The following is a 24,026-nucleotide window of genomic DNA, read 5'->3' on the forward strand; positions in this document are numbered from 1 at the left end:
GTGAGGTGTCGCACATCATCCCGGCGCGTTGCGGCTGAGGCTGATGCGGTCACCGTCGCCGTCGGTGAGCGTGAGTTTCATGTGGTCGACCTTGGCGGTGAGCGTACCGGTGGTGAGGGCGCGGGCAAGAGCGCGCTCGAACTCCATCCGGTCCGGAGCGCAGGCCATCCGGGTCGTCCGCAGGTCGCCGAACGTGATCCGGTCGCCGTGGACGGTCGCCCGGGCGCTGAACTGGTTGCACCCGAGGTTGCCCGCCGCCCTGCCGTCCTCGTCGACGCGCAGGCGGGCGGAGGCGGGCGCGTGCCGGGTCGTACCGCCGACGGTGAGGCTGTCGACCCGCCAGTCGACGCCGGTCACCGGCTGTGGGGCGTTCACCGGCTGGGGGACGTTCACCGCACCACTGTCCGCCTTTCCGGTGCCACAGGCCACCGTGAGCGGGACGAGCACGGCGGCCACCGCAAGGGTCATGCGCTGCTTGTACCGGTTCATGCTGATTCGACGGGCTGGCGGTGCGACCGGTTCCGCCGTGGGGCCCCGGCGGGAACCTCTACGACATCAGCGGCAGCAGCGCCCCGAGGTCCGCCCGCTCCCCGCTCGCGCTGACCTGCGCCTCGGCGACGGCGTCCGGCCAGCTCACCCGGCCGGTGGCGAGCCGGAGCCAGGTCAGCGGCTCGGTCTCCACGACGTTGGGCGGGGTGCCACGGGTGTGCCGCGGCCCCTCGACGCACTGCACGACGGCGTACGGCGGCACCCGCACCTCGGTGGAGCCGCCGGGCGCCCGCACCGCGAGGGCGTCGGCGAGCACCCGGGTGGCGGCGGCCAGCGCCTGGCGGTCGTACGGCACCTGCAGGCCGGGCACGGCGGCGTTCAGGTCGTCGGTGTGGACGACGAGTTCGACGGTCCGGGTGACCAGGTAGTCGTCCAGGGGCAGCGCGCCGGCGCCGGTCTCCAGCAGCCGGGGACCCGAGTGGGCGGCGAGGTGGGTGCGCAGGGACGCGTCGACGTCGGCGAGGTAGGCGGCGAGGTCCGGACGGTCCGCGGCGAGCCGGCGGGTGAACTCGTCGATGGCGCGCGCGTGGGCCGCGGTGGCGAAGGGCCACTCGGCGGGCGTGACGTCCTGCTTGGGCGGGGCCGGCCGGTCCAGGGCGCGGTGCACGGCGGTGACGGCCATGCCGATGTGCGCGATCAGCTCGCGCACGGTCCACTCGCCGAGCCGCGTGGGCAGGGCCAGTTGCCCGGGCGTGAGCCGGGGGACGGCGTCGCGGACGTGTGCGAGCTGGGCGAGGACCGCGGCGCGGGTCCTGGCGGGATCGTAGCTGCGGACGCGCTTCTTGGCCGGTGGCATGGCGGTGAGCCTATGCCTTCGCGGCATGGCCCTTCAGGTCGTTTCCGACCAGGCCGCAGGCGCGGTGCGCCCGTTCGACGGCGCCCCGGCCGTGACCGACGCCGGCGGCGGATCGCCGCTCTCCTGCGTGAGGCGGCCGCGCCCCGGACCGGGTGCCCCGAACCACGCGCCGGGCCGGCGGGTGGGGCGCGCCCATGTCGGTCAGCCGTCGGTCAGCCGTCGGTCAGCCGGTCCGTGACGGAAGTGTTATGAAGGGTACGTGGAGGTGCCTTTCGGGCTATTTCGCATACGCTCCCGTGATCCGCGCACCGGGCGCTCCCGTCGACGTCGAGCCGGCCTGCTCGACCCGCGCAGCCTGGCGGGGCAGGTCTTCCTCTTCCAGGTCCTGATCGTGCTGCTGCTGGTGGCCGCCGCGACGGCAGGGCTGGTGGTGCAGGCCTCGAACGACGCACTGCGACAGGGACGCCGGGCGTCGGTGGTCGCCGCCCAGTCGTTCGCCAGTGCCCCCGGAACGGCCGCGGCACTGCAGAGCCGGCACCCCACGGCGCTGCTGCAACCGCGGGCCGAACAGGCACGCAAGCGAGCGCACATGGACTTCGTCGTCGTCACGGACACCCGGGGGATCCGCTACACCTACCCCTACCCCCAGGAGATCGGGAAGAAGTTCGTCGGCCACATCGAACCGGCGCTGCACGGCCGTACCGTCGTCGAACAGGCCGGCGGACCACCCCTGCCGGCCGGCAGGGGCACGGCAGTGCAGGCGGTGGTACCGGTGACCGACCCGCACGGCACGGTCGTCGGGCTGGTCTCCGCGGGCCTGACGGTGAAGAACGTGGCACGCCTGTGGATGCCGCAACTGCTGCTCACCCTCGGTGCGGGCGCGGCCGCACTGGTACTGGCCGGGGCGGGAACCACGCTCGCGTCCGGGCGGCTGCTGCGGCAGACCCGCGGCCTCGCCCCGGGCGAGCTCGCGGGCATGTACGAGCACCACGACGCGGTCCTGCACGCCGTGCGGGAAGGAGTGCTGATCACCGACGCCGAGGGGCGCCTGGTGCTCGCCAACGACGAGGCGCAGCGACTGCTGGCCCTGCCGCCGGACGCACGGGGTGCCCCGGTGGGGGAACTGGGACTGCCGGAGCCGATCACGGACCTGCTCACCTCGCCGGGTGCGGTCACCGACGAGGTGTATGAGGTGGAGGGCCGGCTGCTGGCGGTGAACAAGCGGCCCACCTTCCCGGACGACGGCCGGGACGGCAGCGTCGTGACGCTGCGCGACACCACGGAACTCGCGGCGGTGTCGGGGCTGGCCGTCGTGGCGCGGGAGCGGCTGCAGCTGCTGTACGAGGCCGGGATGCGGATCGGGACGACGCTGGATGTGCGGCGGACGGCCGAGGAGCTGGCCGAGACCGTGGTGCCGCGGTTCGCCGACGTCACCACGGTGGACCTGCTCGAACCGGTGCTGCACGGGTGGGAGCCGACGGCGGAAGGCTGGCAGCGGCTGCGGCGCGCGGCGCTCCTCGGCCCGCCGCAGATGTCGGCGCCCTACCCGCCGGAGGAGCTCATGACGTTCTCTCCGGGGACTCCGCAGATGCTGGCGCTGCAGCAGGGCCGGGCTGTGCTGGAGCCGGACCTGCGGCGGGCGCGCGCCTGGCGGCAGCACGCTCCCGAGCGGACGCGGCAGGCCCTGGAGACGGGGATACGTTCGCTGGTGACCGTGCCGCTGCGGGCCCGGAACGTGTCGCTGGGCGTGGTGAACTTCTACCGGACGGCGAAGTCCCCGCCGTTCGACCCGGATGACCTGTCCGTCGCGGAGGAGCTCACGGCGCGGGCGGCGGTGGCCATCGACAACGCCCGCCGGTTCACCCGGGAGCACGCGATGGCCGTGACACTGCAGCGCAGCCTGCTGCCCCGGGGGCAGCCGGAACAGGACGCGCTGGAGGTGGCCTGGCGGTATCTGCCGGCCGAGGCTGGAGTGGGCGGCGACTGGTTCGACGTCATCCCGCTGCCGGGCGAACGGGTGGCGCTGGTGATGGGGGACGTCGTCGGGCATGGACTGCACGCGGCCGCGACGATGGGGCGGCTGCGCACCGCGGTGCACAACTTCTCCTCGCTGGACCTCCCGGTGGACGAGGTGCTCGGAAACCTGGACGACCTGGTGGTCCGCATGGACAACGAGGACTTCGCCGGCGGTGGCGCCGAAGGCCGCGAGGGCGAGGGCGTGACGGGTGCGACCTGTCTGTATGCGATCTACGACCCGGTGACGGGGACCTGCACGACCGCCAGCGCGGGGCACCCCGTCCCGGTGGTGCTGAGTCCGGAGGGAACGGTGTGCTGTCCCGACGTGCCCGTGTCGGCGCCGCTGGGTCTCGGGGGCTATCCCTTCGAGACCGCCGAGCTGCGCCTGGCGGAGGGCACACAGCTGGTGCTGTACACCAACGGCCTGGTGGAGGACCGTACCCGCGACCTCGACATCGGGCTGGATGCACTGCGCCGGGCGTTGGACGGAGCCCCGGAGCGCACGCCCGACCAGACGTGCCAGGCGGTGATCAGCGCGCTGGGCGGAACCGCGCACCGCCCCGACGACATCGCGCTCCTGGTGGCCCGCACCCGGCTGTTCCCGCGCTCGCGCGTGGCCGAGTGGAGCGTGCCGCCGGACCCGGCGGTGGTGCCCTCGGTGCGGGCCGAGTGCAAGGAGAAGCTGGAGCAGTGGGGGCTGGAGGAGATCGCCTTCACCACGGAACTGATCCTCAGCGAACTGGTCACGAACGCGATCCGCTACGGAAGCCCGCCGGTCGGCGTGCGGCTGCTGTACGGGAACTGTCTGACGTGCGAGGTCTCGGACGCCAGCAGCACCTCTCCGCGGCTGCGCCGGGCGGCGACCACGGACGAGGGCGGACGGGGGCTGTTCCTCGTCGCGCAGTTCGCCCAGCGCTGGGGAACGCGGTACACGTCCCACGGCAAGGTCATCTGGACGGAACAGACCACCCACGACGCCGCGTCCTCGGCCTCGGCGCACACACCGGCCGACGTCCTCCTCGAACAGTTCGGCGATCCCGCGCTGTGAGCCGGGACGGCAGGCACCGCCCCGGACACGACGACGGCCTGCACCACCTCGCGGGGTGGTGCAGGCCGTCGTCACGCGGGACCACCGGCACCGCGTCGGCGGGCCGCGCCTTCGTACGGTCCCTTCGTACGGTCCCCTGCCGCCGGGCGGTCAGGCCAGCAGCGCCGGGATCGTGCCCTCGTGCGCCGCGCGCAGTTCCTCCAGGGGGAGCGTGAACTCGCCCTGGACCTCCACCGTGTCACCGTCGACGACACCGATCCGGGTGGCCGGCAGGCCCCGCGCACCGCACATGTCGTTGAAGCGGACCTCCTCCGAGCGCGGCACGGCGACGATCGCGCGGCCGGCCGACTCGGAGAACAGGAAGGTGAACGCGTCCAGGCCGTCCGGTACGACCAGCCGTGCGCCCTTGCCGCCGAGCAGCGCGGACTCCACGACCGCCTGCACCAGGCCGCCGTCGGACAGGTCGTGCGCGGAGTCGATCATGCCGTCGCGGGAGGCGGAGATCAGGATCTCGGCCAGCAGCCGCTCGCGCTCCAGGTCGACCTTGGGGGGCAGGCCGCCGAGGTGGTCGTGGACCACCTGGGACCAGGCCGAGCCGCCGAACTCCTCGCGGGTGTCGCCGAGGAGGTACAGCAGCTGGCCCTCCTCCTGGAAGGCGACCGGGGTGCGGCGCGCCACGTCGTCGATCACGCCCAGCACGGCGACCACGGGGGTCGGGTGGATCGCCGCCTCGCCGGTCTGGTTGTAGAGCGAGACGTTGCCGCCGGTCACCGGGGTGCCGAGCTGCTGGCAGGCGTCCGCCAGACCGCGCACGGCCTCCGCGAACTGCCACATCACGGCCGGGTCCTCCGGCGAGCCGAAGTTCAGGCAGTCGGAGACCGCGAGGGGCTTGGCGCCGGTGGTGGCCACGTTGCGGTAGGCCTCGGCCAGGGCCAGCTGCGCGCCGGCGTACGGGTCGAGCTTGGCGTAGCGGCCGTTGCCGTCCGTCGCGATCGCGACCCCGAGGCCGGTCTCCTCGTCCACGCGGATCATGCCGGAGTCCTCCGGCTGGGCGAGGACGGTGTTGCCCTGCACGAGGTGGTCGTACTGCTGGGTGATCCACCTCTTGGAGGCCTGGTTGGGAGACCCGACGAGCTGCAGGACCTGGTCCTTCAGCTCCTCGCTCGTCTCCGGACGGGGCAGCTTGTTCGCGTCGTCGGCCTGGAGGGCGTCCTGCCAGTCCGGGCGGGCGTACGGGCGCTCGTACGTCGGGCCCTCGTGGGCCACGGTCCGCGGGTCGACGTCCACGATCTTCCCGCCGTGCCAGAAGATCTCCAGGCGGTCGCCGTCGGTCACCTCACCGATGACGGTGGCGATGACGTCCCACTTCGCGCAGATCTCCAGGAAGCGGTCGACCTTCTCCGGCTCCACGACCGCGCACATGCGCTCCTGCGACTCGCTCATGAGGATCTCCTCCGGCGAGAGCGTGGAGTCGCGCAGCGGGACGTCGTCCAGGGTGACGCGCATGCCGCCGGAGCCGTTGGAGGCGAGCTCGGAGGTGGCGCAGGACAGACCGGCGGCACCGAGGTCCTGGATGCCGACGACCAGCTTCTCCTGGAAGGCTTCCAGGGTGCACTCGATGAGGAGCTTCTCCTGGAAGGGGTCACCGACCTGGACCGCGGGGCGCTTCGACGGCTTGGCGTCGTCGAAGGTCTCGGAGGCCAGGATCGAGGCGCCGCCGATGCCGTCGCCGCCGGTCCGGGCGCCGTACAGGATGACCTTGTTGCCCGCGCCGGAGGCCTTGGCGAGGTGGATGTCCTCGTGCCGCATCACACCGATGGCACCGGCGTTGACCAGCGGGTTTCCCTGGTAGCAGGCGTCGAAGACGACCTCGCCGCCGATGTTCGGCAGGCCCAGGCAGTTGCCGTAGCCGCCGATGCCGGCGACCACGCCGGGCAGGACCCGCTTGGTGTCGGGGTGGTCCGCGGCGCCGAAGCGCAGCGGGTCCACGACGGCGACCGGGCGGGCGCCCATCGCGATGATGTCGCGGACGATGCCACCGACGCCCGTGGCCGCGCCCTGGTAGGGCTCGACGTACGACGGGTGGTTGTGCGACTCGACCTTGAAGGTGACCGCGTAGCCCTGGCCGACGTCCACCACGCCGGCGTTCTCGCCGATACCGACGAGCAGCGCGTCCGACTCGGGCGCCTTCTCGCCGAACTGGCGCAGGTGGACCTTGGAGGACTTGTACGAGCAGTGCTCGGACCACATGACCGAGTACATGGCGAGCTCGGCGCCGGTCGGGCGGCGGCCGAGGATCTCCACCACCCGCTCGTACTCGTCCTTCTTCAGGCCCAGTTCGGCCCAGGGCAGCTCGACGTCGGGGGTCGCGGCCGCGTGCTCGACCGTGTCCAGAGGCGTCCGGCTCATGCGTTGACCAGCTTCTTGAGGATCGAGGTGAAGAACGGCAGCCCGTCGGTGCGGCCCGTACCGACCAGCGGCTCCACGGCGTGCTCCGGGTGCGGCATCAGACCGACGACATTGCCGGCCTCGTTGGTGACGCCGGCGATGTCGTTGAGCGAGCCGTTCGGGTTGAAGTCGAGGTACCGGAAGACCACCCGGCCCTCCGCCTCCAGCTTGTCCAGCGTGTACGCGTCGGCGACGTACCGGCCGTCCATGTTCTTCAGCGGAATGTGGATCTCCTGGCCCGCACGGTAGTCGGCGGTCCAGGCGGTCTCCGCGTTCTCCACCCGCAGCTTCTGGTCGCGGCAGATGAAGTGGAGGTGGTCGTTGCCGAGCATGCCGCCCGGAAGGAGATGGGCCTCGGTGAGGATCTGGAAACCGTTGCAGATGCCGAGGACCGGCAGGCCGGCCTTCGCCTGCTCGATCACGGGCTCCATCACCGGCGAGAACCGGGAGATGGCCCCGGCCCGCAGATAGTCGCCGTAGGAGAAACCGCCGGGCAGAACCACGGCGTCGACCTGCTTGAGGTCCTTGTCCTTGTGCCACAGGGCGACCGGTTCGGCGCCCGCGAGGCGGATGGCACGCTGGGCGTCCTGGTCGTCGAGGCTGCCCGGGAAAGTGACGACGCCAATACGAGCGGTCACTTGGCCGCCTCCGCCACTTCTTCGACCTTGACGGTGAAGTCCTCGATCACCGTGTTGGCGAGGAAGGATTCCGCAAGATCGTGGATGCGGGCGAGCGCGGCCTCGTCGACCGGCCCGTCAACTTCCAGTTCGAAACGCTTTCCCTGACGGACGTCCGAGATCCCGTCGAAACCCAGGCGCGGCAGCGCACGCTGGACCGCCTGGCCCTGGGGGTCGAGGATCTCCGGCTTGAGCATGACGTCGACTACGACGCGTGCCACTGGCACTCCCGGTGTGTGGTGCTGAGCAGGTCCCTTCAGACTACCCGCACAAAATTTCTACGCGAGTAGAGTTGTAGGAAACTACGTGAGGCGCATCACGATCGGGTGTCGAAGCCGCACCGCCATGAAAAGTTCTGGGAAAGTTCGACAGTCCGCCCCGTTCACCTATTGGCTTCGGACACGCGGACGGATTTAGTCGGGCTTCACTTTGCATTGCCGGGCACTGTACAAATGAATTGGCAATAGCCGATACTCGGCACGTCATCGCCGTTGAGCTGTATCGACGTGCCGCACGAAGGGACCGATATTCGTGGCGCAAAAGGTCGTGGTCACGCTCTTTGACGACATCGACGGCTCGGAAGCGGCGGAAACGATCGCCTTCGGACTCGACGGCAAGTCGTACGAGATCGACCTGAACGAAACCAACGCCAAGAAACTGCGCAAGGCGCTCGCGCCCTATGTCGAGGCCGGCCGCAAGCGGTCACGCTCCGGCAAGGCGTACAAGCAGACCGAGGTGGCCCCCGACCCGGCGGCCGTCCGGGCCTGGGCCCAGGCCAACAAGATGGACGTCCCGGCCCGCGGGCGCATCCCCAAGAAGGTCTACGAGGCGTTCAGCGCCGCGCAGTGAGCCCCGCCCAGGGGCGGCGAAGCCCGCGAAGGGGCAGCCCTCAGGGCCCGTCAGCGGGCCCTGAGGGCCGTGCACTTGGGCCCAACGGGCAGCAAGCGGGGAGCCGACTTGCGCAACCCCCCTGTTGATCAGCTAATGTCTGTGACACGCCGAGGGGTGAGGCCGGGAAACCGGAACCCCGAGGACGTGCGGGTGTAGTTCAGTAGCAGAACATCCCCCTTCCAGGGGGAAGGCGCAGTGTGCGATTCCTGTCACCCGCTCCGGCACCGGTCGTCACGACCACTCCTGTGGATCAGGTAGGCTGGTGCTCGCACCGATCGGTGGGAGCCGGTCGGGAGCAGTGCGGACGTAGCTCAGTTGGTAGAGCGCAACCTTGCCAAGGTTGAGGTCGCGAGTTCGAGCCTCGTCGTCCGCTCGGGAAGAAGACCCCGGTCCATCGGACCGGGGTCTTCTCGTTGTCCGCGCTCGTCCGCCCGCCCCCGCTCTCACCCGCTCACCCGCCGTACGCGGAGATCACCTTCCCGGTGGCGCGGGGAGATCTTCGCCCGCCGGGGCCGCATCCGGGTGCTGGAGCACGATGCCCGCCACGAGCGGGACGCGACCCGAGGCGGAGGCGCTGGAGCCCGGGGCCGAGCGGCAGGGCCGGCGTCCGGGGCGAGCCGCTCTCCGGCGGCCAGCGGCGCCGGATCGCTTCGACGCGCGGCCTGCTCGGCGTTCCCGAGGTGCTCCTCCTCGACGAGCCGACGGCCGGGTTCGGCACGCAAGCCCGACGTGACACCCGGGAGTTGGTGCGCCGGACGCTCGTACGGCCGCGCGGACGGCCTGCCCCTCCCCACGTACTGCCTGCAGGATGCCGAGGGCCTCGCCGAGGGGCCTCGCCGAGGGGCCTCGCCGACCGGCTCGCCGTCCGGCACGAGGGCCGTACCGCCGTCTCCGGCACCGCGGCCGAGGTCACCGCGGCCACGGTGCCGGAGACGGAGGCGGCCGGTGGTGCGGGGTACCGGCGATGCCCAGGCCCAGCGCCCGCTGGGGCCGTGCCGGATCTCCGGATGCCGGGCGCCGACGGTGTGAAGGTCGCCACATCGCCACCCATCCCTGCACCTCGAACTGCACGGCTGCCAGGTACGGATCACCGCCGGACGCGGGCGGCCCGGCCGTCCAGAACGGGCGCTCGGGACCGGTGTGCGCGGGTCCGCCCCGACGACGGTCGGCGCCGGCGGCCCGCGCGAGCAGCCGCACCGCGCACGCCGGAAACCGTTCGGCGGACCCGGAGTTGGCCGCAGGCGTGATCTGCGCCGGGGCCTGCCCGCCGACCGCCCGGCAGGCCGAGGTGCGAAAGCCGGCGGCCGCCGGAACGCCGGTCGCGGAGATCGCAGAGCGGGCCCGCCGGTACCGGGGACCGTGCGCAACCCCCTCTCCTCGGCGGTCACGAAACTCGGCGCCGAGAACCGACGTGCCGCGGTGCGTCTCGCACAGGAGCGAGGTTGGGTATAGTTGCTCTCGCGCCACGGCGCAACGCGGACGTAGCTCAGTTGGTAGAGCGCAACCTTGCCAAGGTTGAGGTCGCGAGTTCGAGCCTCGTCGTCCGCTCCAGGAAAGGCCCCCGGTTCCCCGGGGGCCTTTTGCGTCGCCCCCGGCGCGCCGGGGGCGGGGCGTCAGCTCCAGCTCAAGCCCGTCAGCCGCTCGTAGGCCTCCACGTACTTCTGCCGGGTCGCCGCCACGACCTCCTCGGGCAGCGACGGCGGGGGCTGCTCGCTCTTCCGGTCCCAGCCGGACTCGGCGGAGGTCAGCCAGTCCCGGACGAACTGCTTGTCGTACGACGGCTGGGCGCGGCCCGGCTGCCACTGGTCGGCCGGCCAGAAGCGGGAGGAGTCCGGGGTGAGGACCTCGTCGGCGAGGACGAGTGTGTCGCCGTCGAAGCCGAACTCGAACTTGGTGTCGGCCAGGATGATCCCCCGGTCGCGGGCGATGTCGCGGGCGCGGGAGTACACGGCGAGGGTGGCCTGGCGCAGCTGGGCGGCGGTGTCGGCGCCGACCTGGCGGGCGACCTCCTCGTAGGAGACGTTCTCGTCGTGCTCGCCGACCTCGGCCTTGGTGGCCGGGGTGAAGATCGGGCCGGGGAGTTCGGAGCCGTCGACGAGGCCTTCGGGGAGGGCGAGGCCGCAGACCGTACGGGACTCGTTGTACTCCAGCAGGCCCGAACCGGTGAGATAGCCGCGGGCCACGCACTCGACCGGGACCATCTTCAGGGACTTGCAGACCAGCGTGCGGCCCGCCCAGTCGGCCGGAGCCCCCTCGGGCAGCTCGGTGCTGATCACGTGGTTCGGGGCCAGGTCGCGCAGCTGGTCGAACCACCACAGGGAGAGCTGGGTGAGGACGCGGCCCTTGTCGGGGATCTCCGTCGGCAGCACCCAGTCGTAGGCGGACATGCGGTCGCTGGCGACCATCACGAGGTCGCCCGCCTCGTTCTGGTACAGCTCGCGCACCTTTCCGGTGTGCAGGTGCACCAGGCCCGGAACCTGAGTCGGCTCGGGCTTTTCTACGAATCCGGACACGGTTCCTCCCCGTGGTTCTGTCCAAGTGCCTCGATTCTCCCTTATGGGGGTGATGGGTTCCGGCCAGGGGGTCGCAGACGGGCCCGAGGGGGTCAGTCGCGTTTGCAGATGCGGTCCAGGAGGTTGGCCGTGGCGCGCTGGATACGGGGTTCCACATGGCCGGGGCGGTCCAGGGCGGGGGACCAGGCGAAGGTGCCGGAGGCGAAGACCCAGGCGCCGGAGGGGGCGCGGTACAGGGAGGTCTCCTGGTGGCGCAGGACGCCGTCGTTGTCGGTGTACGGGGAGTGGGCGAGCAGGATGCGCTCCTCGTGCGCGGGCAGCGGGGTGCGCGGGAAGTACCGGTCGGCCTCGCCGGCGACGAGGCCGTCGATCGCGTCGCCCTCGTGCGCGCCGGTCGCCTCCCACAGCCAGTGCCCGGCGTTGCGGACGACCAGCGGGTGCGGCTCGGGCACCCGGCCCGCGTACTGGATGCCGACCACCTGCTGTTCGGGCCGGTCGATCTCGCGCCACAGCACCGGCTTTCCGGGGCCCTTGCGCTTGCGGCAGGTCAGCAGCCGGTCCGGGACACCGGACGGGGACGGTCCCAACTCCACCTGCCAGTACATGGTGTTGGCGGAGAGGAAGACCAGCGAGGTGCCCCGGTCACGGGCGTCCTCGACGGCCCGGCGCATCGGCACCGACCAGTACTCGTCGTGCCCGGGGAAGACCAGGCCCCGGTACCGGCCGGGGTCGACCCGCCCGGCGTGCAGATCGCGGGCGTCGGCGTAGGCGAGGTCGTAGCCGTAGCGCTCGGCCCAGCGGATGAAGTCGTAGGCGTGCCCGACGTGCAGGGGCAGGCCGGCGCCCGCGTACGGGCGGTCGAAGGAGACCGTGGTGGCCGCGTCGGCCTCGCCGAGCAGGCTGCCCTTCTCGTCCCAGGCGTGGTAGAGGCTGGCGCCGGTGCGACCGTCCTCCGGATACAGGTTGTACGCCTGCCAGGTGACGTCGGGCAGCAGCAGGAGCAGGTCGGCGGGGTGGTCGTCGCGGACCGTGAACGGCACGTGGGAGCGGTAGCCGTCGTCGGTGGTGAGCACGGCCACATAAGCGCCGATGCCCCAGTGGGAGGGCACCTGGAGGCGCCAGGACAGCCACCAGTGGTGGCAGGAGACCGTGCGGTCGGCGGCCAGCGGCGGGGGCTGCACGATGCCGGAGAGGCGCGGGCTCGTGGTGATCTTCGCGGCGCCGTCGCCGCCGTAGTGGCCGATCCGGTAGATGTCGACGCTGAACTGCTGGGGCGGGTCGACCGTGATGTGGAAGTCGATCGCCTCGCCCGGAGCGACCGCCCCGGTGGAGGTGAAGCCCTTGATCTGCCTGCGCACGTCGTCGGCGGAACGGGGTCCGGGCACGCGCGGGGCGGGCCCGACCCCGGTGAGCGGCTGCGCGCCGGGGTCGACGTACCACGGCACCACATGACCGGTGTCGTCGAAGTAGGTCTCACTGCCGCGCAGCCAGGGCACCGGGCCCTGACCGAAGGGGTCCGTGACGGCATGCGCGAGCGCTCCGGACTCCCAGCGGCGGATGTGGTCCGAGGCCATGGTCGGTCCCCTCCCTCGTGCCCCCGTGTCGTCCTGTCTCGGTGGTGCTCGCTGTGCTCGGTGGTGGGCGCTGTGCTCGGCCGTGCTGTCGTATGTCGCACGCCCTTGCCAGGTGCGTGGTCGCTCCCAGCACATCACATAACGCACGGGGGCGGTCACTAGTCGTTGCGAATTGACCTGAAGTGGAAGACAGGGCTCCTGTTATACGAGCCGTACCGGCTTCTCGGGGCGTATCCCCGACGCGGCCAGCCAGTCGCGCAGCGGGCCCGGGTCCCCCTCCTCGATCAGGCTGAGCACCTTGGGCGTGAGGTCGGTGGCCCGCTCGCCGCCCAGCAGCAGGGAGGGGCCGTCGAGCCAGTCCAGGGCGGGGACCGCGCCGGCGGTGTCGACGGCCGCGCAGCACACCATCGCCGTGACGTGCTCGGTGAGCAGGTCGCGGGCCGTGCGCGGGGGCTGCAGCGGGAACAGCGGCAGCCCGCCGTCGTCCCACAGGGCGCTGTCGGGACTCTGGCCGGAAGCGGTCGCCCCGGCTCTCGGCGCACGGGCTTCCTCACGGGCCAGCTCGGCGCTCAGGCCGGCGGCGAGGGTGGCGCTGCGCTCCGTGCCGGGGTCGTCGGGCGCCGGTACCGCCTCGGCTTCGTGGGACGCCGGCGGCGCTTCGGCGCGGGAGGCCTCCGGCTCGGCCTCGCTTCCGCCGCCCGGGTTCCCGCCCCCGAACGTGCCGCTCTCGTGGCCGGGTGCGGACGGCCCCTGCGGAGTGTCCTCGCCGCCGGCGGCCTGCGGGCCGGTCGGCGGGGCGAGCGGCACGAGCGGGGTCTCCTGTGCCGCTGCTCGTGTGCCCGGCTCGGCGAGGTGGTCCAGGACGCGGGCCAGGGTGGGGCCGCCGGGATGGGCGGCCGCGGGGTCGGGACTGGGGCGGACGCCGAGGGAGTCCAGGACGCGGTGCAGGCGGGCCGCGCCGGCGCGCCAGGTGCGGTCCACGACCTCCTCCGGATACGCCTGCCAGTCCACCGGCGCCCAGTCCGGACCGCACTCCGCGGGCCCGCCGTGGAAGAGGCGCGCGGCGAGCAACGAGGCCGCCTCGTCCACCACCCCGGGCTCCTCCAGCAGGTCGCAGGCGGGCCGCTCGCCGAGCCGCGAGGTGAAGCCCTCGGCCAGGCGGTCGCGCCGGGACAGCTCGGTGAGCGCCGCCACCACGCCGGCGTCCAGCCGGGAGGGCCAGCGGCCCATGCGCCAGGCGGGCAGCGCGACCCTGGTCAGCAGCCGGTCCCAGCCGGCGTAGGCGAGACCGACCTGCTCCTGGGCGACGATCCGCAGGCCGTAGTCCACGGTCTGGGCGCGCTCGGCCGCCGCCGCGGCGACCCCGCGCTCCATCTGTGTCGCGTGCTCCCGGCAGCCGCGCAGCATCAGCCGGGCCACCCAGCCGAGGGCCGCGCACACGCCACGGGTGAGCGGGCAGCGGCCGGGTGTCGAGGCGACCGCCACGGCCGCGTCCAGACCGCGCACGAAGCGCCGGGCGGCGGCTATGTCGGGGTGGGCCGAAGGGCCCGTACCGGCGATGACCGGGGCGAGGACCGCGCGCAGCTCGCCCACCCGCATCCACCACAGGAACGGGGAGCCGATGACGAGCACCGGGGCGACGGGGGCGCGGCGGCGGCCCGGGCCCGCTATCTCGTCCTCGTCGGGCACGGGGCGCGGAGGCGGGCCGTGAGCGGAGTGCGTGCGGTCCTCGAGCCAGCTGTCGCAGTCCGGGGTGAGCGCTATGGCCGAGGGGGCCGGCACGTCCAGACGGTCGGCGAGGTCGCGCACCATCCGGTACAGGTCCGGGGCGGAGTCCTCCTGGATCGGGACCGTCGGACTGACGGCGGGGCGGGCCCGGGCCACGACCAGGGCGATGCCGGCGGCGGCCAGCAGGACCAGCAGGGCGAGCACACCCACGACCCAGCGGGCCACGTCCCAGCCCCGGCCGACGAAGTGGCCGGTGGAACCGCCGGTCAGCAGGATCACCGCGGCGGCCGCGGGCAACAGGGACACGGCCAGCGCCCGGCCCCGGACCCGCAGTACGGCGAGGGCCCGGGAGCGCGCGGCCTGCGCGCCCGCCTCCGCACCGATTCCGGTCACGTCCCGCCCTCACCCCCTCGCTGCCGATCCCGTGCTGTCCTGGTGGTGCTCACTCCCCCACTGTGACACCCGCCACTGACATCGCAATGCCGGTGGGCCAAGTGCCGGAACGCTTGCGCGGCACCCTAGTTGGGCCCCCGGCCCCCGTCAGCCGTATGGGCGATTGCTCACTCGATGGAATGGCCTTGGTCAGAGGTGGGTGACAGAAAGCAAAGATCAGGCCCCGGATCGGGGATCCGGGGCCCGCATCGGGAGGAGGGCAGGTCAGGCGCCTGCCGCCTGGGCCGCCGCCTTCGCGGCGATGTCGGTGCGGTGCTGGGAGCCGTCCAGGCCGATCCGGCCCACCGCCCGGTACGCCCGCTCGCGGGCCTCGGTCAGGTCCTTGCCGATGGCGGTGACGGACAGCACCCGTCCGCCCGCGCTGACCACCGCGTCGCCGTCCCGCCTGGTCCCGGCGTGCAGGACGTACGCGTGCGGGGCGTCCTCGGCGGCCACCTCGTCCAGGCCGGTGATCGGGTCGCCGGTGCGCGGGGTGTCCGGGTAGTTGTGCGAGGCGACGACGACGGTGACGGCCGCGTCATCGCTCCAGCGCAGCGGCGGAAGGTCGGCGAGGTTGCCGGTGGCGGCGGCGGTGAGGAGGCCGGCCAGCGGGGTCCTCAGCCGGGCCAGCACGACCTGGGTCTCCGGGTCGCCGAAGCGGGCGTTGAACTCGATCACCCGGACACCGCGGCCGGTGATCGCCAGGCCCGCGTAGAGCAGCCCGGAGAAGGGGGTGCCGCGGCGGCGCAGCTCGTCCACGGTCGGCTGCAGGACGGTCTGGAGCACCTCGTCGACCAGCTTCGGCTCGGCCCACGGCAGCGGCGAGTACGCGCCCATGCCGCCGGTGTTGGGACCCTCGTCGCCGTCCAGGGCGCGCTTGAAGTCCTGGGCGGGCTGGAGCGGTACGACCGTCTCCCCGTCGGTGATCGCGAACAGGGACACCTCGGGGCCGTCGAGGAACTCCTCGATGACTACGCGGTCGCAGGCGGCGGCGTGGGTCCTGGCGGCTTCCAGGTCGTCGGTGACGACGACGCCCTTGCCCGCGGCGAGCCCGTCGTCCTTCACGACGTAGGGGGCGCCGAAGGCGTCGAGGGCCTCGGCGACCTCCTCGGCCGTCGTGCACACGTAGGAGCGGGCGGTCGGCACCCCGGCCGCCGCCATGACGTCCTTGGCGAAGGCCTTGGAGCCCTCCAGCTGGGCGGCCTCCTTCGAGGGGCCGAACACCGGGATGCCCGCGGCGCGGACGGCGTCGGCCACACCGGCGACCAGCGGTGCCTCCGGGCCGACGACGACCAGGTCGGCACCGAGGCCGGCGGCCAGTTCGACGACCGCCTTGCCGTCGAGCGCGTCGACCGGGTGCAGCTCGGCGACCTCGGCGATGCCGGCGTTGCCGGGGGCGCAGTGCAGCGCGGTGACGTCGGGGTCGAGGGACAGGGAGCGGCACAGGGCGTGTTCGCGGGCGCCGCTGCCGATGACGAGGACCTTCACGGGGGTCAGCCTAATGGCAAGGTTGCCGAAGTCCGGGAGCCGGGTTTGTTGGGCTTTCCTCCAAAGGGCGCACCGGGCACATTGGCGGGACGCGGGGAGGGGGGCCCTGGGGGGCCCGGGGTGCATCGGCCGGTGGCCGGGAGGGGGCCCTGGCGGGACGCGGGGAGGGGGCCCCTGGGGGGCCCGGGGTGCATCGCCCGGGGCCGGAGGGGGCCCTGGCGGGACGGAGGGCCCTGGCGGGACGGAGGGGTGCACCGGTGGGAGCCGGGGTGCATCGGCCGGGAGCCCAGGAGGGGCGCCCTGACGGGACGCGCGGGGAGGGGTGGATCAGCGGGAGCCGAAGTGCACCGGCCGGGAGTCCGGAGGGGTGCATCGGCCGGAGCCCAGGAGGGGCGCCCTGACGGGACGCGGGGAGTGGTGCACCGGCGGGAGCCCGGAGGCATCCACCGGCGGGAGCCGAAGCGCACCGGCCGGGAGCCGGGAGGCATGCACCCGTCGGACGCCGGGAGACGTGCCCCGGCCGACGCCGCGAGGGCCCCGCTCGGCAGCCCTACTCGTTCGAGAACTCCTCCACCACCGTCGCTCCCAGTTCCCGCACGATCAGTTCGTGGCCCGAGAGGGCCGACTCGTCCAGGTCCGGGTCGTCGTCCTCGGGGATGTCGTCCTCGGGGGCGACCGGAGGCGGCTCGGGCGCGGCGGCGGGCTGCGGCCCGGGGCCGACAGCCGCCGGGGCGACCGCGGGGCCGGACTGCCGGGCCGCGGACGCCTGCGGGACCGGCTGGGAAGCCGCGGGGCGGGGTGCGGCCGGGGCGCCGTAGCCCCCGCCGCCCCCGACGGGAGCACCGCCGTGCCCCCCTGCGCCGCCGAAGCCCGCGCCACCGCCGGACGGGGGCGCGGAGCCGCCGCCGGACGGGTCGACGATCGCTTCGATCTTCCACTGCACGTTGAACTGCTCGGCGAGCGCCGCCCGCAGCACGTCCTCGCTGCCACTGCCGGCGAAGTTGTCGCGGGCGCCGGCGTTGACGAAGCCGAGCTGGAGGGTGGTGCCGTCGAAGCCGGTCACCTGGGCGTTCTGGCTGAGCAGGATCCAGGTGAAACGGCGGCGGTTCTTGACGGCCTCCAGGATGTTCGGCCAGAGCGTGCGGGGGTCGAGACCGCCGGCGGGGGCGCCCGCGGACGGTGCCGGGGCCGCGAGGGGCGCCGGGGGCTGCTGCTGGGCGGGAGCGGGACGGTCCGGGGTGGGCCCCTGCGGCGCGCCGCCCGCCGGTGCCGCGGCTGTGGGCCAGCCACCGGGACGTCGGCCGCTGCCGGCGGCAGCCGCGGTGGGCCAGGCGCCGGGGGCGGCGGACGCCGGGGCGGGTGCCGTCGGGGCGGCCGCTGCCGGGGCGGGTGCCGTCGGGGCGGCCGCTGCCGGGGCGGGCGCGGGCGTCGCCGGAGGCTGGGAAGGCGTGGGGGCCGTAGGTGCGGGAGCAGCGGGAGCCGGGCCACCGGCGGCCGGCCCACCGGTATCAGGACCGCCCGCGGGACCACCGACGCCCGCACCACCGACACCGGCACCGGCACCGGCACCACCCGTACCGGGACCACCGGCAGGGCCGGCGACGCCCGGGCCACCGGCACCCGGCCCGCCGGACGCTCGTACGGCAGCGCGGGCCGCCGCCGGGCCGCCGCCGGGCGGTACGGAGGGCAGGGGGGCGCCGCCATGGGCCTCGGGCCCGGGGACGTACCCCATGGCGGGCGCGCCTGCGCCGCCCGTGAAGCTGACGCCGCGCTCGAGGCGGTCGAGGCGGGCCATCATCGAGCGCTCGTCCCCGTAGGCGGCGGGGAGCAGCACGCGCGCGCAGATCAGTTCCAGCTGGAGGCGGGGCGAGGTGGCGCCGCGCATCTCGGTCAGGCCCTCGTTGACCAGGTCGGCGGCGCGGCTCAGCTCGGCGGCGCCGAAGGTGGAGGCCTGGGCCTGCATACGCTCCAGGACGTCGGCCGGGGCGTCGATGAGCCCCTTCTCCACGGCGTCCGGCACGGCGGCGAGGATCACCAGGTCACGCAGCCGCTCCAGCAGGTCGGCGACGAACCGCCGCGGGTCGTTGCCCCCCTCGATGACACGGTCCACGACCTCGAAGGCCGCCGCCCCGTCCCCGGTGGCGAAGGCCTCGACGACGGAGTCGAGAAGGGACCCGTCGGTGTACCCGAGGAGAGAGGTGGCCATGGCATAGGTCACACCCTCTTCTCCGGCACCGGCGAGGAGCTGGTCCATGACGGACATGGAGTCACGCACGGAACCGGCGCCGGCGCGCACGACGAGCGGGAGCACGCCCTCCTCGACCGGGATGTCCTCCCGCCCGCACACCTCGGCGAGGTAGTCCCGCAGGGTGCCGGGCGGCACCAGCCGGAAGGGGTAGTGATGGGTCCGCGACCGGATCGTGCCGATGACCTTCTCGGGCTCGGTGGTCGCGAAGATGAACTTGAGATGCTCCGGCGGCTCCTCGACGACCTTCAGCAGCGCGTTGAAGCCGGCCGACGTGACCATGTGGGCCTCGTCGATGATGTAGATCTTGTAGCGGCTGCTCGCAGGGCCGAAGAACGCCTTCTCGCGCAGCTCACGGGCGTCGTCCACACCACCGTGGGAAGCCGCGTCGATCTCGATGACGTCGATCGAGCCCGGGCCGTTGCGCGCGAGGTCCTGGCAGGACTGGCACTCCCCGCAGGGGGTGGGAGTGGGACCCTGCTCACAGTTCAGACAGCGGGCGAGGATGCGCGCGCTGGTCGTCTTCCCGCACCCACGCGGCCCGCTGAACAGGTACGCGTGATTGACCCGGTTGTTCCGCAGCGCCTGCTGCAGCGGGTCGGTGACATGCTCCTGCCCGATGACCTCGGCAAAGGTCTCCGGGCGATAGCGGCGGTACAGCGCGAGAGACGACACGCATACGAGGTTATAGGCGCCCACTGACAACCGGTCCCGGCCGCGGACGCCCGGGCGGATCCGGCGCGGCCGGAAACGCAAGCGCCCCCCACGCACCCGCCAGAGCCAACCTACCCTTGCTGCCTTCCGGCCCTGGGGGAGTTCAGTCAGATAGCGCCGCGTGAGGGGCTGCGCCCACCCTACCCGATCGCAGCCCACGGGCTGTACCCGATGACGGCCAGCGGGAACGGGTTCGCGAGCACTCCCCTCGGTCATGTAATGTTTCCGGCGGAGGATTCGCCTAGAGGCCTAGGGCGCACGCTTGGAAAGCGTGTTGGGGGCAACCCCTCACGAGTTCGAATCTCGTATCCTCCGCCAGTGCCTCACCGGGCACGATGTCGAAGGGCCCCACTGTTCGCAGTGGGGCCCTTCGACGTTGTCCGTCTCAGTTTCCGTCTCAGTCGGATTTTTCTTCGGTGCCAGGCAGCGCCCAGAGCGCGTCTCCGACTTGCTGAGCGACTTTCCGGAGCATGACTCCCGTCACATGCATGTAGCGGGCGCGCATCCGCGCCGCTCCCCCAGGCTCCCAGCCCATGATCGCGTCGATCACGACGTCCGGGACACCGAGGATCAGGAGCACGGTCGCGGCGGTGTGGCGAGCGTCGTGGAGACGGCCGTCTCGTACGCCCGCGTCCCGGAGAAGCCGCTTCCAGACGTGGAAGTCCGTGTTCGGGCTCAGCGGCCCGCCGATCGGGGAGGCGAAGACGTACCCCTTGCCCTCCCAGTCGGCCCCGGCCGCGATCCGCTCCCGGTCCTGTACCTCTTGGTGCTGGCGGAGAATCTTGATCAGCGGGTCAGGCAGCCCGATGGTGCGCCGCCCCGCGCGTGACTTGGTCGACTTGTGCTCGCGGCGGATCTGCGACCGCTTGGGGCAGTAGCCCGCCTTCCTGCCACACGGATCCGCACCGCAGCCGTGCGCGTACTTGGGCCGCAGCCGGTTCTTGCGGATACGGACATACCCTGCGGCCAAGTCGACGTCCTCCCAGTGCAGCCCGAGCGCTTCCCCTTGGCGGAGACCGAGAGCCAGGGCGACGACCCAGCGCGCGCTGTTGCGGAGCTTGGCCGCCTCCACGAGGAGGCTTTGAACCTCTTCGATCGTGTACGGCTCGATGTCCTCCTCTTCGAGGCGAGGAGCCTTGGCGATCTCAGCCGCGTTTGTGGCGACGTGCCCGCGCCGCACCGCCTCACCGAGGGCGACCCGGATCGTCCGGTGGACGTGGTGGGCGGTGCCGGCGGAGCTCCCGGAATCCTGCATCTTCCGGTAGAAGCGCTCCAGGTGCTCGGGCTCCAGGCGGTCCAGCTTGTGGGCACCGAGGCCGGGCACCAGGTGCACGCGTACGTCGACCTCATACCCGTCGTACGTGTTCTCGGAGACGTACGGCCTGGCAATGTTCTCGACCCAGTGCTCCAGCCAGGACTGGACGGTCCAGCTCTTGCCCACCTTCCTGAGCTTCTTCTCATCCCGCGCCCGCTCCATCTCGCGAACGGCCTTGGTCACCTCGGCCTTGGTCTTTCGCTCGATGTGGCGGCGGTCAGGCTTGCCGTCATCGCGGACGCCGACCGTCACTCGTCCGTGCCATTTGCCGTCCTTGCCGAGGTAAATCGAGGAGGCACCGTTGGGCTGACGAGTGCGCTTCTGCTCTGCCATGCCGCTCCCCCTCAGGCCGCTTCGGCAGGTTGATGGCGCAGCTTGGCCACGTAGGCGAGCACGGCATCGACGGGGACTCGACGAAGCCGCCCGACGGTGACCGACTCGATCTCACCGGCGAGGACGAGCCGGAAGCACGTCGTACGGCCGATACGGAGCCGCCGAGCCGCCTCCTCCACGGTCAGGAGCACCAGCGTGGGATCAGCCGTCTCCGGCAGGGCAACGGTCGGTCGGGGCTCAACCATGGGTCGGTTCTCCTTCCGTTCCGGGGGCGGGTTCGAGGGATGCGGCGAGCCAGGCCTCGGCAGCGCTGAGGCCGGTTCCGGCGAAGACCCAGTGGGCGAGGACGAGCGTGGTCTCGCCGTCCTGCTGCGTAACAGCCGGGGTGGCTTGTGCGCGGCGCCATTCGGCGCGGGCATCGCGGAGAGCCCCGAGCGTGGTCGAGTAGCGGCGGGACTTGGTGGAGAAGTGGCCGCGGAAGCCGAGCATGTGGGCCCAGGCGCGGAGCCGGAGGTCTGCCAGCTCGGGGCGTGCGCCGAGGGTCCAGGCGGTTCGGATCAGGCGCTGGGCGTGTTCGGTGATCCGTGCTTGTGCCAGTTCGGCGAGGAACCGGATGGGCCGGTCGAGGGTGCCCGTGGCTGTCTCGGCGCCCTTGGTTGCGTACTTGGCGATGTACGCCGCTACGGCCCGCTCGGTCAGCTCCTGGCCGCCGTCGAAGTCGGCGGAGCGGATCGGGCGGACGTCGAGCTGTCGGCCGAAGACGAAGGTGTGCGACCGGCCGTCGATCTCCGGGCCGTCGATGCGCGCCGCAGTGGCAGCCGAGCGGATGGCGCCGGCCAGCAGTTCGGTCGTGGCCCAGGCCGGCGGAGCCGTGTCGCCACCCTCCGGGCCGTCGAGACGGATGACCGCGTGGAAGTGGACGGCACCGCGCTTTTGGTACTCGGCGACCTTGGCAAAGGAGATACGCGCGTGATCGCGGAAGTCGCGTTGGGTGAGTCCGGCGCGCTTGGCGACCTCGCGGCGGAGGTAGATCGAGAAGCGCCGCCACAGGGCCCCGGCGTGCGCGTTCCAGAGCACGGCCGCTTCGTAGTCGTAACTGTCCGGGTCCAACGGCGTGCCCAGGACGGGGTCTGTTTCGTCGTGCCGGATGCCGCAGCGGCAGCCCTTCCCGCTGGTGGGACGGTTGTGGACCGGGCCGAAGCCGGGGGCGGTGAAGGTGGCGAAGACGCGCGGGTGGGTGCCGACCTGTTCCGGGGTGCCTTTGCCGCCGCGGAGGCCAGCGGTGATCAGGTGGAAGGTGTCGCGGCGGTAAGTCTCGGCGCAGGCCGCGCAGCGGGTGGCACGGCGGTTGTTGCATCGGACCAGGAGCTGACCGGCAGGGAGCGAGCCGGAGTCGAGGTGGTGCAGGACGCGGCCGATCTCTCCGGTCGTGGTGTCGACGTCGTATTCGGTGCGGTGGCCGTCGAGGCGTACGGGGTTGGTGCAGCCGCCCAGGCCGGACAGCTGACGAGCCAGCTCGGGCATGGTGCCCAGGGAGGCCAGCATGGAGAGTTCCGCCAGCGGGGGCGGAGTCTGCCGGGTGATGATGGGACTTCCTTTCGACTGTTTCGGCGGTCGGGAAGGGACGGCCCCGGGGCGACGGGATGCTTGGCGGCGTTGTTGTCGCCCCGGAGGCCGGTCAGCGCTTGTGCGCGTTGCTGACGAGGGAGCGCAGGACCACGGCGGCGATGGCCACGGCCACGGCCGAGATGGCGACGGCCGCCAGGAGCGCGGTGAGGACGATGCCGACGACGGCCACCGCGGCGACAGCGCCGACGCCGACGCCCACAAAGGGGGCGAGGGGACGGCCGGCGGAAGGAGCCGAGGGCTGTATCTGCTGCGGCGTGACGGCCGTGGTCGGCAGGGTCGGCATGTCGGGCAGCTTGGGGCGAAACATGGCGGACCTCCTTGTCACTTGTGAGTGCCGTCGACGACGCCGACCCCGGAACGGGTGCCGGTGTCGATGGCCGGGGCCAGGAAGGTGTGGGAGAGGTAAAAGCCGAACAGGGCAATCACGACGGCGACCCAGAGGCGGATGCCGAGGAACTTGATCGCAGCCCAGGCGATGACGCCGAGGACGAAGACGAGCGGCAGCGAGACGGTCACGGGAGCTCCCTCAGCGGACGGCGCAGCGGTGGGTGCGGGCGGCCAGCTCGGCGGCGGCGCGGCTGTCGTAGTCCGTGGAGAAGCCGCAGCGGGGAGCCGTGCAGGCGGCGGTGTGCTTCTCACGGCCTCGGCCGTCGTAGTACGTGGCGACCTGGACCGGGCCGATGCGCACGACGTTCCGAAAGCGGCGGTTGGCGGTCATCAGCGGATCTCCTTGTCGGTTTCGCCGGTGAAGTCGGTGACGTGCTCGGCGAGCCAGCGCAAGATCTCGTCGCCCTCGTAGCTGTCGGCGGCGAGGATCACCGGTTCGGCGATCAGCACGGCTTCGGTGAGGCGGTTCTGGCGGGTCAGCTCGGCGGCGCGCTTCAGCGCACGCAGCGTGGACGGACGCAAGGGGAAAGTTCCTCCGGGTCAGGTGAGCTGGGCTGCGACGGCTTCGGCGAGGGGCAGCGGGACGCCGAGCCGGGCGCGAAGGGTCGCGGTGTCGATTGCGGATCCGGTCCGAGCGCGGTGTTCGTCGGCGACCTTGCGGCCCAGGGCGACGAGCGCGGGCGGGACGGGGGTTGTCGAGGGCGGGGGCGATTCGGGCTCTGCAGCGGGCAGTTCAGGCGCTGAGGGAACGGCCGGGGCCGGGTTGCCTTCCTGTCCGTGGGCCGCTGTTCCTTCCGGCTTCGGGGAGCCGTGGACGAGGAGGGTTCCGCCGAGGAAGGCGACGGCAGGCCATCCGGCGACGAGGATGCGCAGCCAGGCCGGTACGGCACCCAGGTCGAGGAGTCCGGCGGTGGCGACGTTGGCGCCGAGCGACGCGACCAGCGCGACGAGGAACCAGCACCAGGCCGCCGCTTTCGACCCGCCGGAGCGGAGCCGCCGCCAGGCAGCGACCAGCAGCAGGTCAACGCTGATCGGGTAAGCCCAGGCCTTCCAGCCGGCCTGTCCGGCGGCGGCAGCGAGGTCATGGAGGTGAGCGAAGGACAGGGCACCGGCGATGACTGCCTGCACCAGGACCGCGTCCACGCGCGGGGCGGGCCGGGCCATCAGAACGACTCACCGGGGTAGTCGGAGTCGTCCTCGCAGCGGGGGCGCATGGCGAGTGATCTCCCTTCTCCAGACATGG

At 72.5% G+C, this 24,026-nt stretch carries 20 protein-coding genes, 4 tRNA genes, 1 other RNA gene and 1 pseudogene; 7 read left to right on the plus strand and 19 right to left on the minus strand.

Annotation, left to right across the window (positions count from 1 at the left end):
* Nucleotides 1-15 precede the first annotated feature (15 nt).
* Together ABZ919_RS36015 and ABZ919_RS36020 are read right to left on the minus strand one after the other, a co-directional pair.
* On the minus strand, nt 16-468 hold the full coding sequence (locus tag ABZ919_RS36015) for an META domain-containing protein (protein ID WP_361256665.1): 453 nt from the start codon (nt 466-468) through the stop codon (nt 16-18).
* A 79-nt stretch (nt 469-547) separates the two neighbouring features.
* Nucleotides 548-1,345, minus strand: a complete 798-nt coding sequence (locus ABZ919_RS36020; RefSeq protein ID WP_361256669.1) for a sterol carrier family protein — start codon at nt 1,343-1,345, stop codon at nt 548-550.
* A 337-nt stretch (nt 1,346-1,682) separates the two neighbouring features.
* Between ABZ919_RS36020 and ABZ919_RS36025 the strand changes: the two genes are divergently transcribed.
* A complete protein-coding gene (locus ABZ919_RS36025; protein WP_361256734.1) occupies nt 1,683-4,409 on the plus strand; it encodes a SpoIIE family protein phosphatase in 2,727 nt (908 codons plus the stop codon).
* Nucleotides 4,410-4,559: 150 nt separating this feature from the next.
* Here ABZ919_RS36025 and purL read toward each other — a convergent pair whose 3' ends face one another.
* The 3 genes from purL to purS are packed head-to-tail and all read right to left on the minus strand — an operon-like array spanning nt 4,560 to nt 7,755.
* Nucleotides 4,560-6,818: a phosphoribosylformylglycinamidine synthase subunit PurL gene (purL, locus tag ABZ919_RS36030; RefSeq protein WP_361256672.1), complete on the minus strand. Its 2,259-nt coding sequence runs from the start codon at nt 6,816-6,818 to the stop codon at nt 4,560-4,562.
* Complete coding sequence (purQ, locus tag ABZ919_RS36035) at nt 6,815-7,495, minus strand: phosphoribosylformylglycinamidine synthase subunit PurQ (protein WP_361256675.1); 681 nt, start codon at nt 7,493-7,495, stop codon at nt 6,815-6,817. Before purQ ends, purL begins: the two co-directional genes overlap by 4 nt.
* Nucleotides 7,492-7,755 carry a phosphoribosylformylglycinamidine synthase subunit PurS gene (gene purS / locus ABZ919_RS36040; RefSeq protein WP_007383088.1) on the minus strand — a complete coding sequence of 88 codons (264 nt, stop codon included), beginning with the start codon at nt 7,753-7,755 and terminating at the stop codon, nt 7,492-7,494. The genes purQ and purS overlap by 4 nt, the downstream gene beginning before the upstream one ends.
* Before the next feature lie 310 nt (nt 7,756-8,065).
* On the opposite strand from purS, the gene ABZ919_RS36045 reads away from it, so the two are divergent.
* The 5 genes and pseudogenes from ABZ919_RS36045 (at nt 8,066) to ABZ919_RS36065 (ending at nt 9,976) form a co-directional block, all read left to right on the plus strand.
* Entirely contained in the window at nt 8,066-8,383 is a 318-nt protein-coding gene (locus ABZ919_RS36045; RefSeq protein ID WP_031164632.1) for an Lsr2 family protein, read from the plus strand.
* Nucleotides 8,384-8,571: 188 nt separating this feature from the next.
* Nucleotides 8,572-8,643 (plus strand) — tRNA-Gly (locus ABZ919_RS36050).
* A gap of 82 nt (nt 8,644-8,725) precedes the next feature.
* Nucleotides 8,726-8,798, plus strand: a tRNA-Gly gene (locus ABZ919_RS36055).
* A 616-nt stretch (nt 8,799-9,414) separates the two neighbouring features.
* A pseudogene (locus ABZ919_RS36060) lies at nt 9,415-9,877 on the plus strand (LuxR C-terminal-related transcriptional regulator); the annotation flags it as partial.
* Between the two features lie 23 nt (nt 9,878-9,900).
* A tRNA-Gly gene (locus ABZ919_RS36065) sits at nt 9,901-9,976 on the plus strand.
* 62 nt (nt 9,977-10,038) lie between these two features.
* Here ABZ919_RS36065 and ABZ919_RS36070 read toward each other — a convergent pair.
* The 6 genes from ABZ919_RS36070 to ffs form a co-directional block, all read right to left on the minus strand.
* Nucleotides 10,039-10,938, minus strand: coding sequence for a phosphoribosylaminoimidazolesuccinocarboxamide synthase (locus ABZ919_RS36070; protein WP_361256680.1), 900 nt, complete (start codon nt 10,936-10,938; stop codon nt 10,039-10,041).
* 92 nt (nt 10,939-11,030) lie between these two features.
* The gene (locus ABZ919_RS36075) at nt 11,031-12,512 is read right to left on the minus strand and encodes a N,N-dimethylformamidase beta subunit family domain-containing protein (RefSeq protein ID WP_361256682.1); all 1,482 of its coding nucleotides are present in this window, start codon (nt 12,510-12,512) and stop codon (nt 11,031-11,033) included.
* Nucleotides 12,513-12,713: 201 nt separating this feature from the next.
* Nucleotides 12,714-14,633, minus strand: a complete 1,920-nt coding sequence (locus ABZ919_RS36080) for a hypothetical protein (protein ID WP_361256685.1) — start codon at nt 14,631-14,633, stop codon at nt 12,714-12,716.
* A gap of 264 nt (nt 14,634-14,897) precedes the next feature.
* Entirely contained in the window at nt 14,898-16,160 is a 1,263-nt protein-coding gene (gene purD / locus ABZ919_RS36085; RefSeq protein WP_361256688.1) for a phosphoribosylamine--glycine ligase, read from the minus strand.
* Between the two features lie 550 nt (nt 16,161-16,710).
* Entirely contained in the window at nt 16,711-19,080 is a 2,370-nt protein-coding gene (locus ABZ919_RS36090; protein WP_361256691.1) for a DNA polymerase III subunit gamma and tau, read from the minus strand.
* A 74-nt stretch (nt 19,081-19,154) separates the two neighbouring features.
* Nucleotides 19,155-19,253: signal recognition particle sRNA small type (ffs, locus tag ABZ919_RS36095), an RNA gene on the minus strand.
* Between the two features lie 96 nt (nt 19,254-19,349).
* Here ffs and ABZ919_RS36100 point away from each other — a divergent pair.
* Nucleotides 19,350-19,437, plus strand: a tRNA-Ser gene (locus tag ABZ919_RS36100).
* A 79-nt stretch (nt 19,438-19,516) separates the two neighbouring features.
* Here the strand turns inward: ABZ919_RS36100 and ABZ919_RS36105 are convergent.
* The 8 genes from ABZ919_RS36105 to ABZ919_RS36140 form a co-directional block, all read right to left on the minus strand.
* Complete coding sequence (locus tag ABZ919_RS36105; RefSeq protein WP_361256694.1) at nt 19,517-20,767, minus strand: tyrosine-type recombinase/integrase; 1,251 nt, start codon at nt 20,765-20,767, stop codon at nt 19,517-19,519.
* A gap of 11 nt (nt 20,768-20,778) precedes the next feature.
* Nucleotides 20,779-21,012, minus strand: a complete 234-nt coding sequence (locus ABZ919_RS36110; RefSeq protein ID WP_361256697.1) for an excisionase family DNA-binding protein — start codon at nt 21,010-21,012, stop codon at nt 20,779-20,781.
* Nucleotides 21,005-22,312: a replication initiator gene (locus ABZ919_RS36115; protein WP_361256700.1), complete on the minus strand. Its 1,308-nt coding sequence runs from the start codon at nt 22,310-22,312 to the stop codon at nt 21,005-21,007. Before ABZ919_RS36115 ends, ABZ919_RS36110 begins: the two co-directional genes overlap by 8 nt.
* 133 nt (nt 22,313-22,445) lie before the next feature.
* Nucleotides 22,446-22,703: a SpdD protein gene (locus tag ABZ919_RS36120; RefSeq protein WP_361256703.1), complete on the minus strand. Its 258-nt coding sequence runs from the start codon at nt 22,701-22,703 to the stop codon at nt 22,446-22,448.
* A gap of 14 nt (nt 22,704-22,717) precedes the next feature.
* The gene (locus ABZ919_RS36125) at nt 22,718-22,912 is read right to left on the minus strand and encodes a hypothetical protein (protein WP_361256705.1); all 195 of its coding nucleotides are present in this window, start codon (nt 22,910-22,912) and stop codon (nt 22,718-22,720) included.
* Between the two features lie 10 nt (nt 22,913-22,922).
* A complete protein-coding gene (locus tag ABZ919_RS36130; protein ID WP_361256708.1) occupies nt 22,923-23,114 on the minus strand; it encodes a mobile element transfer protein in 192 nt (63 codons plus the stop codon).
* Nucleotides 23,114-23,305 (minus strand): hypothetical protein, encoded by a 192-nt coding sequence (locus ABZ919_RS36135; RefSeq protein ID WP_361256711.1) that lies wholly within the window; start codon nt 23,303-23,305, stop codon nt 23,114-23,116. Before ABZ919_RS36135 ends, ABZ919_RS36130 begins: the two co-directional genes overlap by 1 nt.
* A gap of 18 nt (nt 23,306-23,323) precedes the next feature.
* Nucleotides 23,324-23,947, minus strand: coding sequence for a DUF2637 domain-containing protein (locus ABZ919_RS36140; protein WP_361256714.1), 624 nt, complete (start codon nt 23,945-23,947; stop codon nt 23,324-23,326).
* Nucleotides 23,948-24,026: the final 79 nt, after the last annotated feature.

The organism is Streptomyces sp. NPDC046759 (genome assembly GCF_040645475.1).
Taxonomy (GTDB): Bacteria; Actinomycetota; Actinomycetes; order Streptomycetales; family Streptomycetaceae; genus Streptomyces.

Coding starts and splice junctions, on each gene's coding strand:
- ABZ919_RS36120 (WP_361256703.1), bottom strand. CDS start 22,703: ATGTTTCGCCCCAAGCTGCCCGACATGCCGACCCTGCCGACCACGGCC.
- ABZ919_RS36020 (WP_361256669.1), bottom strand. CDS start 1,345: ATGCCACCGGCCAAGAAGCGCGTCCGCAGCTACGATCCCGCCAGGACC.
- ABZ919_RS36110 (WP_361256697.1), bottom strand. CDS start 21,012: ATGGTTGAGCCCCGACCGACCGTTGCCCTGCCGGAGACGGCTGATCCC.
- ABZ919_RS36115 (WP_361256700.1), bottom strand. CDS start 22,312: ATGCTGGCCTCCCTGGGCACCATGCCCGAGCTGGCTCGTCAGCTGTCC.
- purL (WP_361256672.1), bottom strand. CDS start 6,818: ATGAGCCGGACGCCTCTGGACACGGTCGAGCACGCGGCCGCGACCCCC.
- ABZ919_RS36105 (WP_361256694.1), bottom strand. CDS start 20,767: ATGGCAGAGCAGAAGCGCACTCGTCAGCCCAACGGTGCCTCCTCGATT.
- ABZ919_RS36140 (WP_361256714.1), bottom strand. CDS start 23,947: ATGGCCCGGCCCGCCCCGCGCGTGGACGCGGTCCTGGTGCAGGCAGTC.
- ABZ919_RS36130 (WP_361256708.1), bottom strand. CDS start 23,114: ATGACCGCCAACCGCCGCTTTCGGAACGTCGTGCGCATCGGCCCGGTC.
- ABZ919_RS36015 (WP_361256665.1), bottom strand. CDS start 468: ATGACCCTTGCGGTGGCCGCCGTGCTCGTCCCGCTCACGGTGGCCTGT.
- ABZ919_RS36075 (WP_361256682.1), bottom strand. CDS start 12,512: ATGGCCTCGGACCACATCCGCCGCTGGGAGTCCGGAGCGCTCGCGCAT.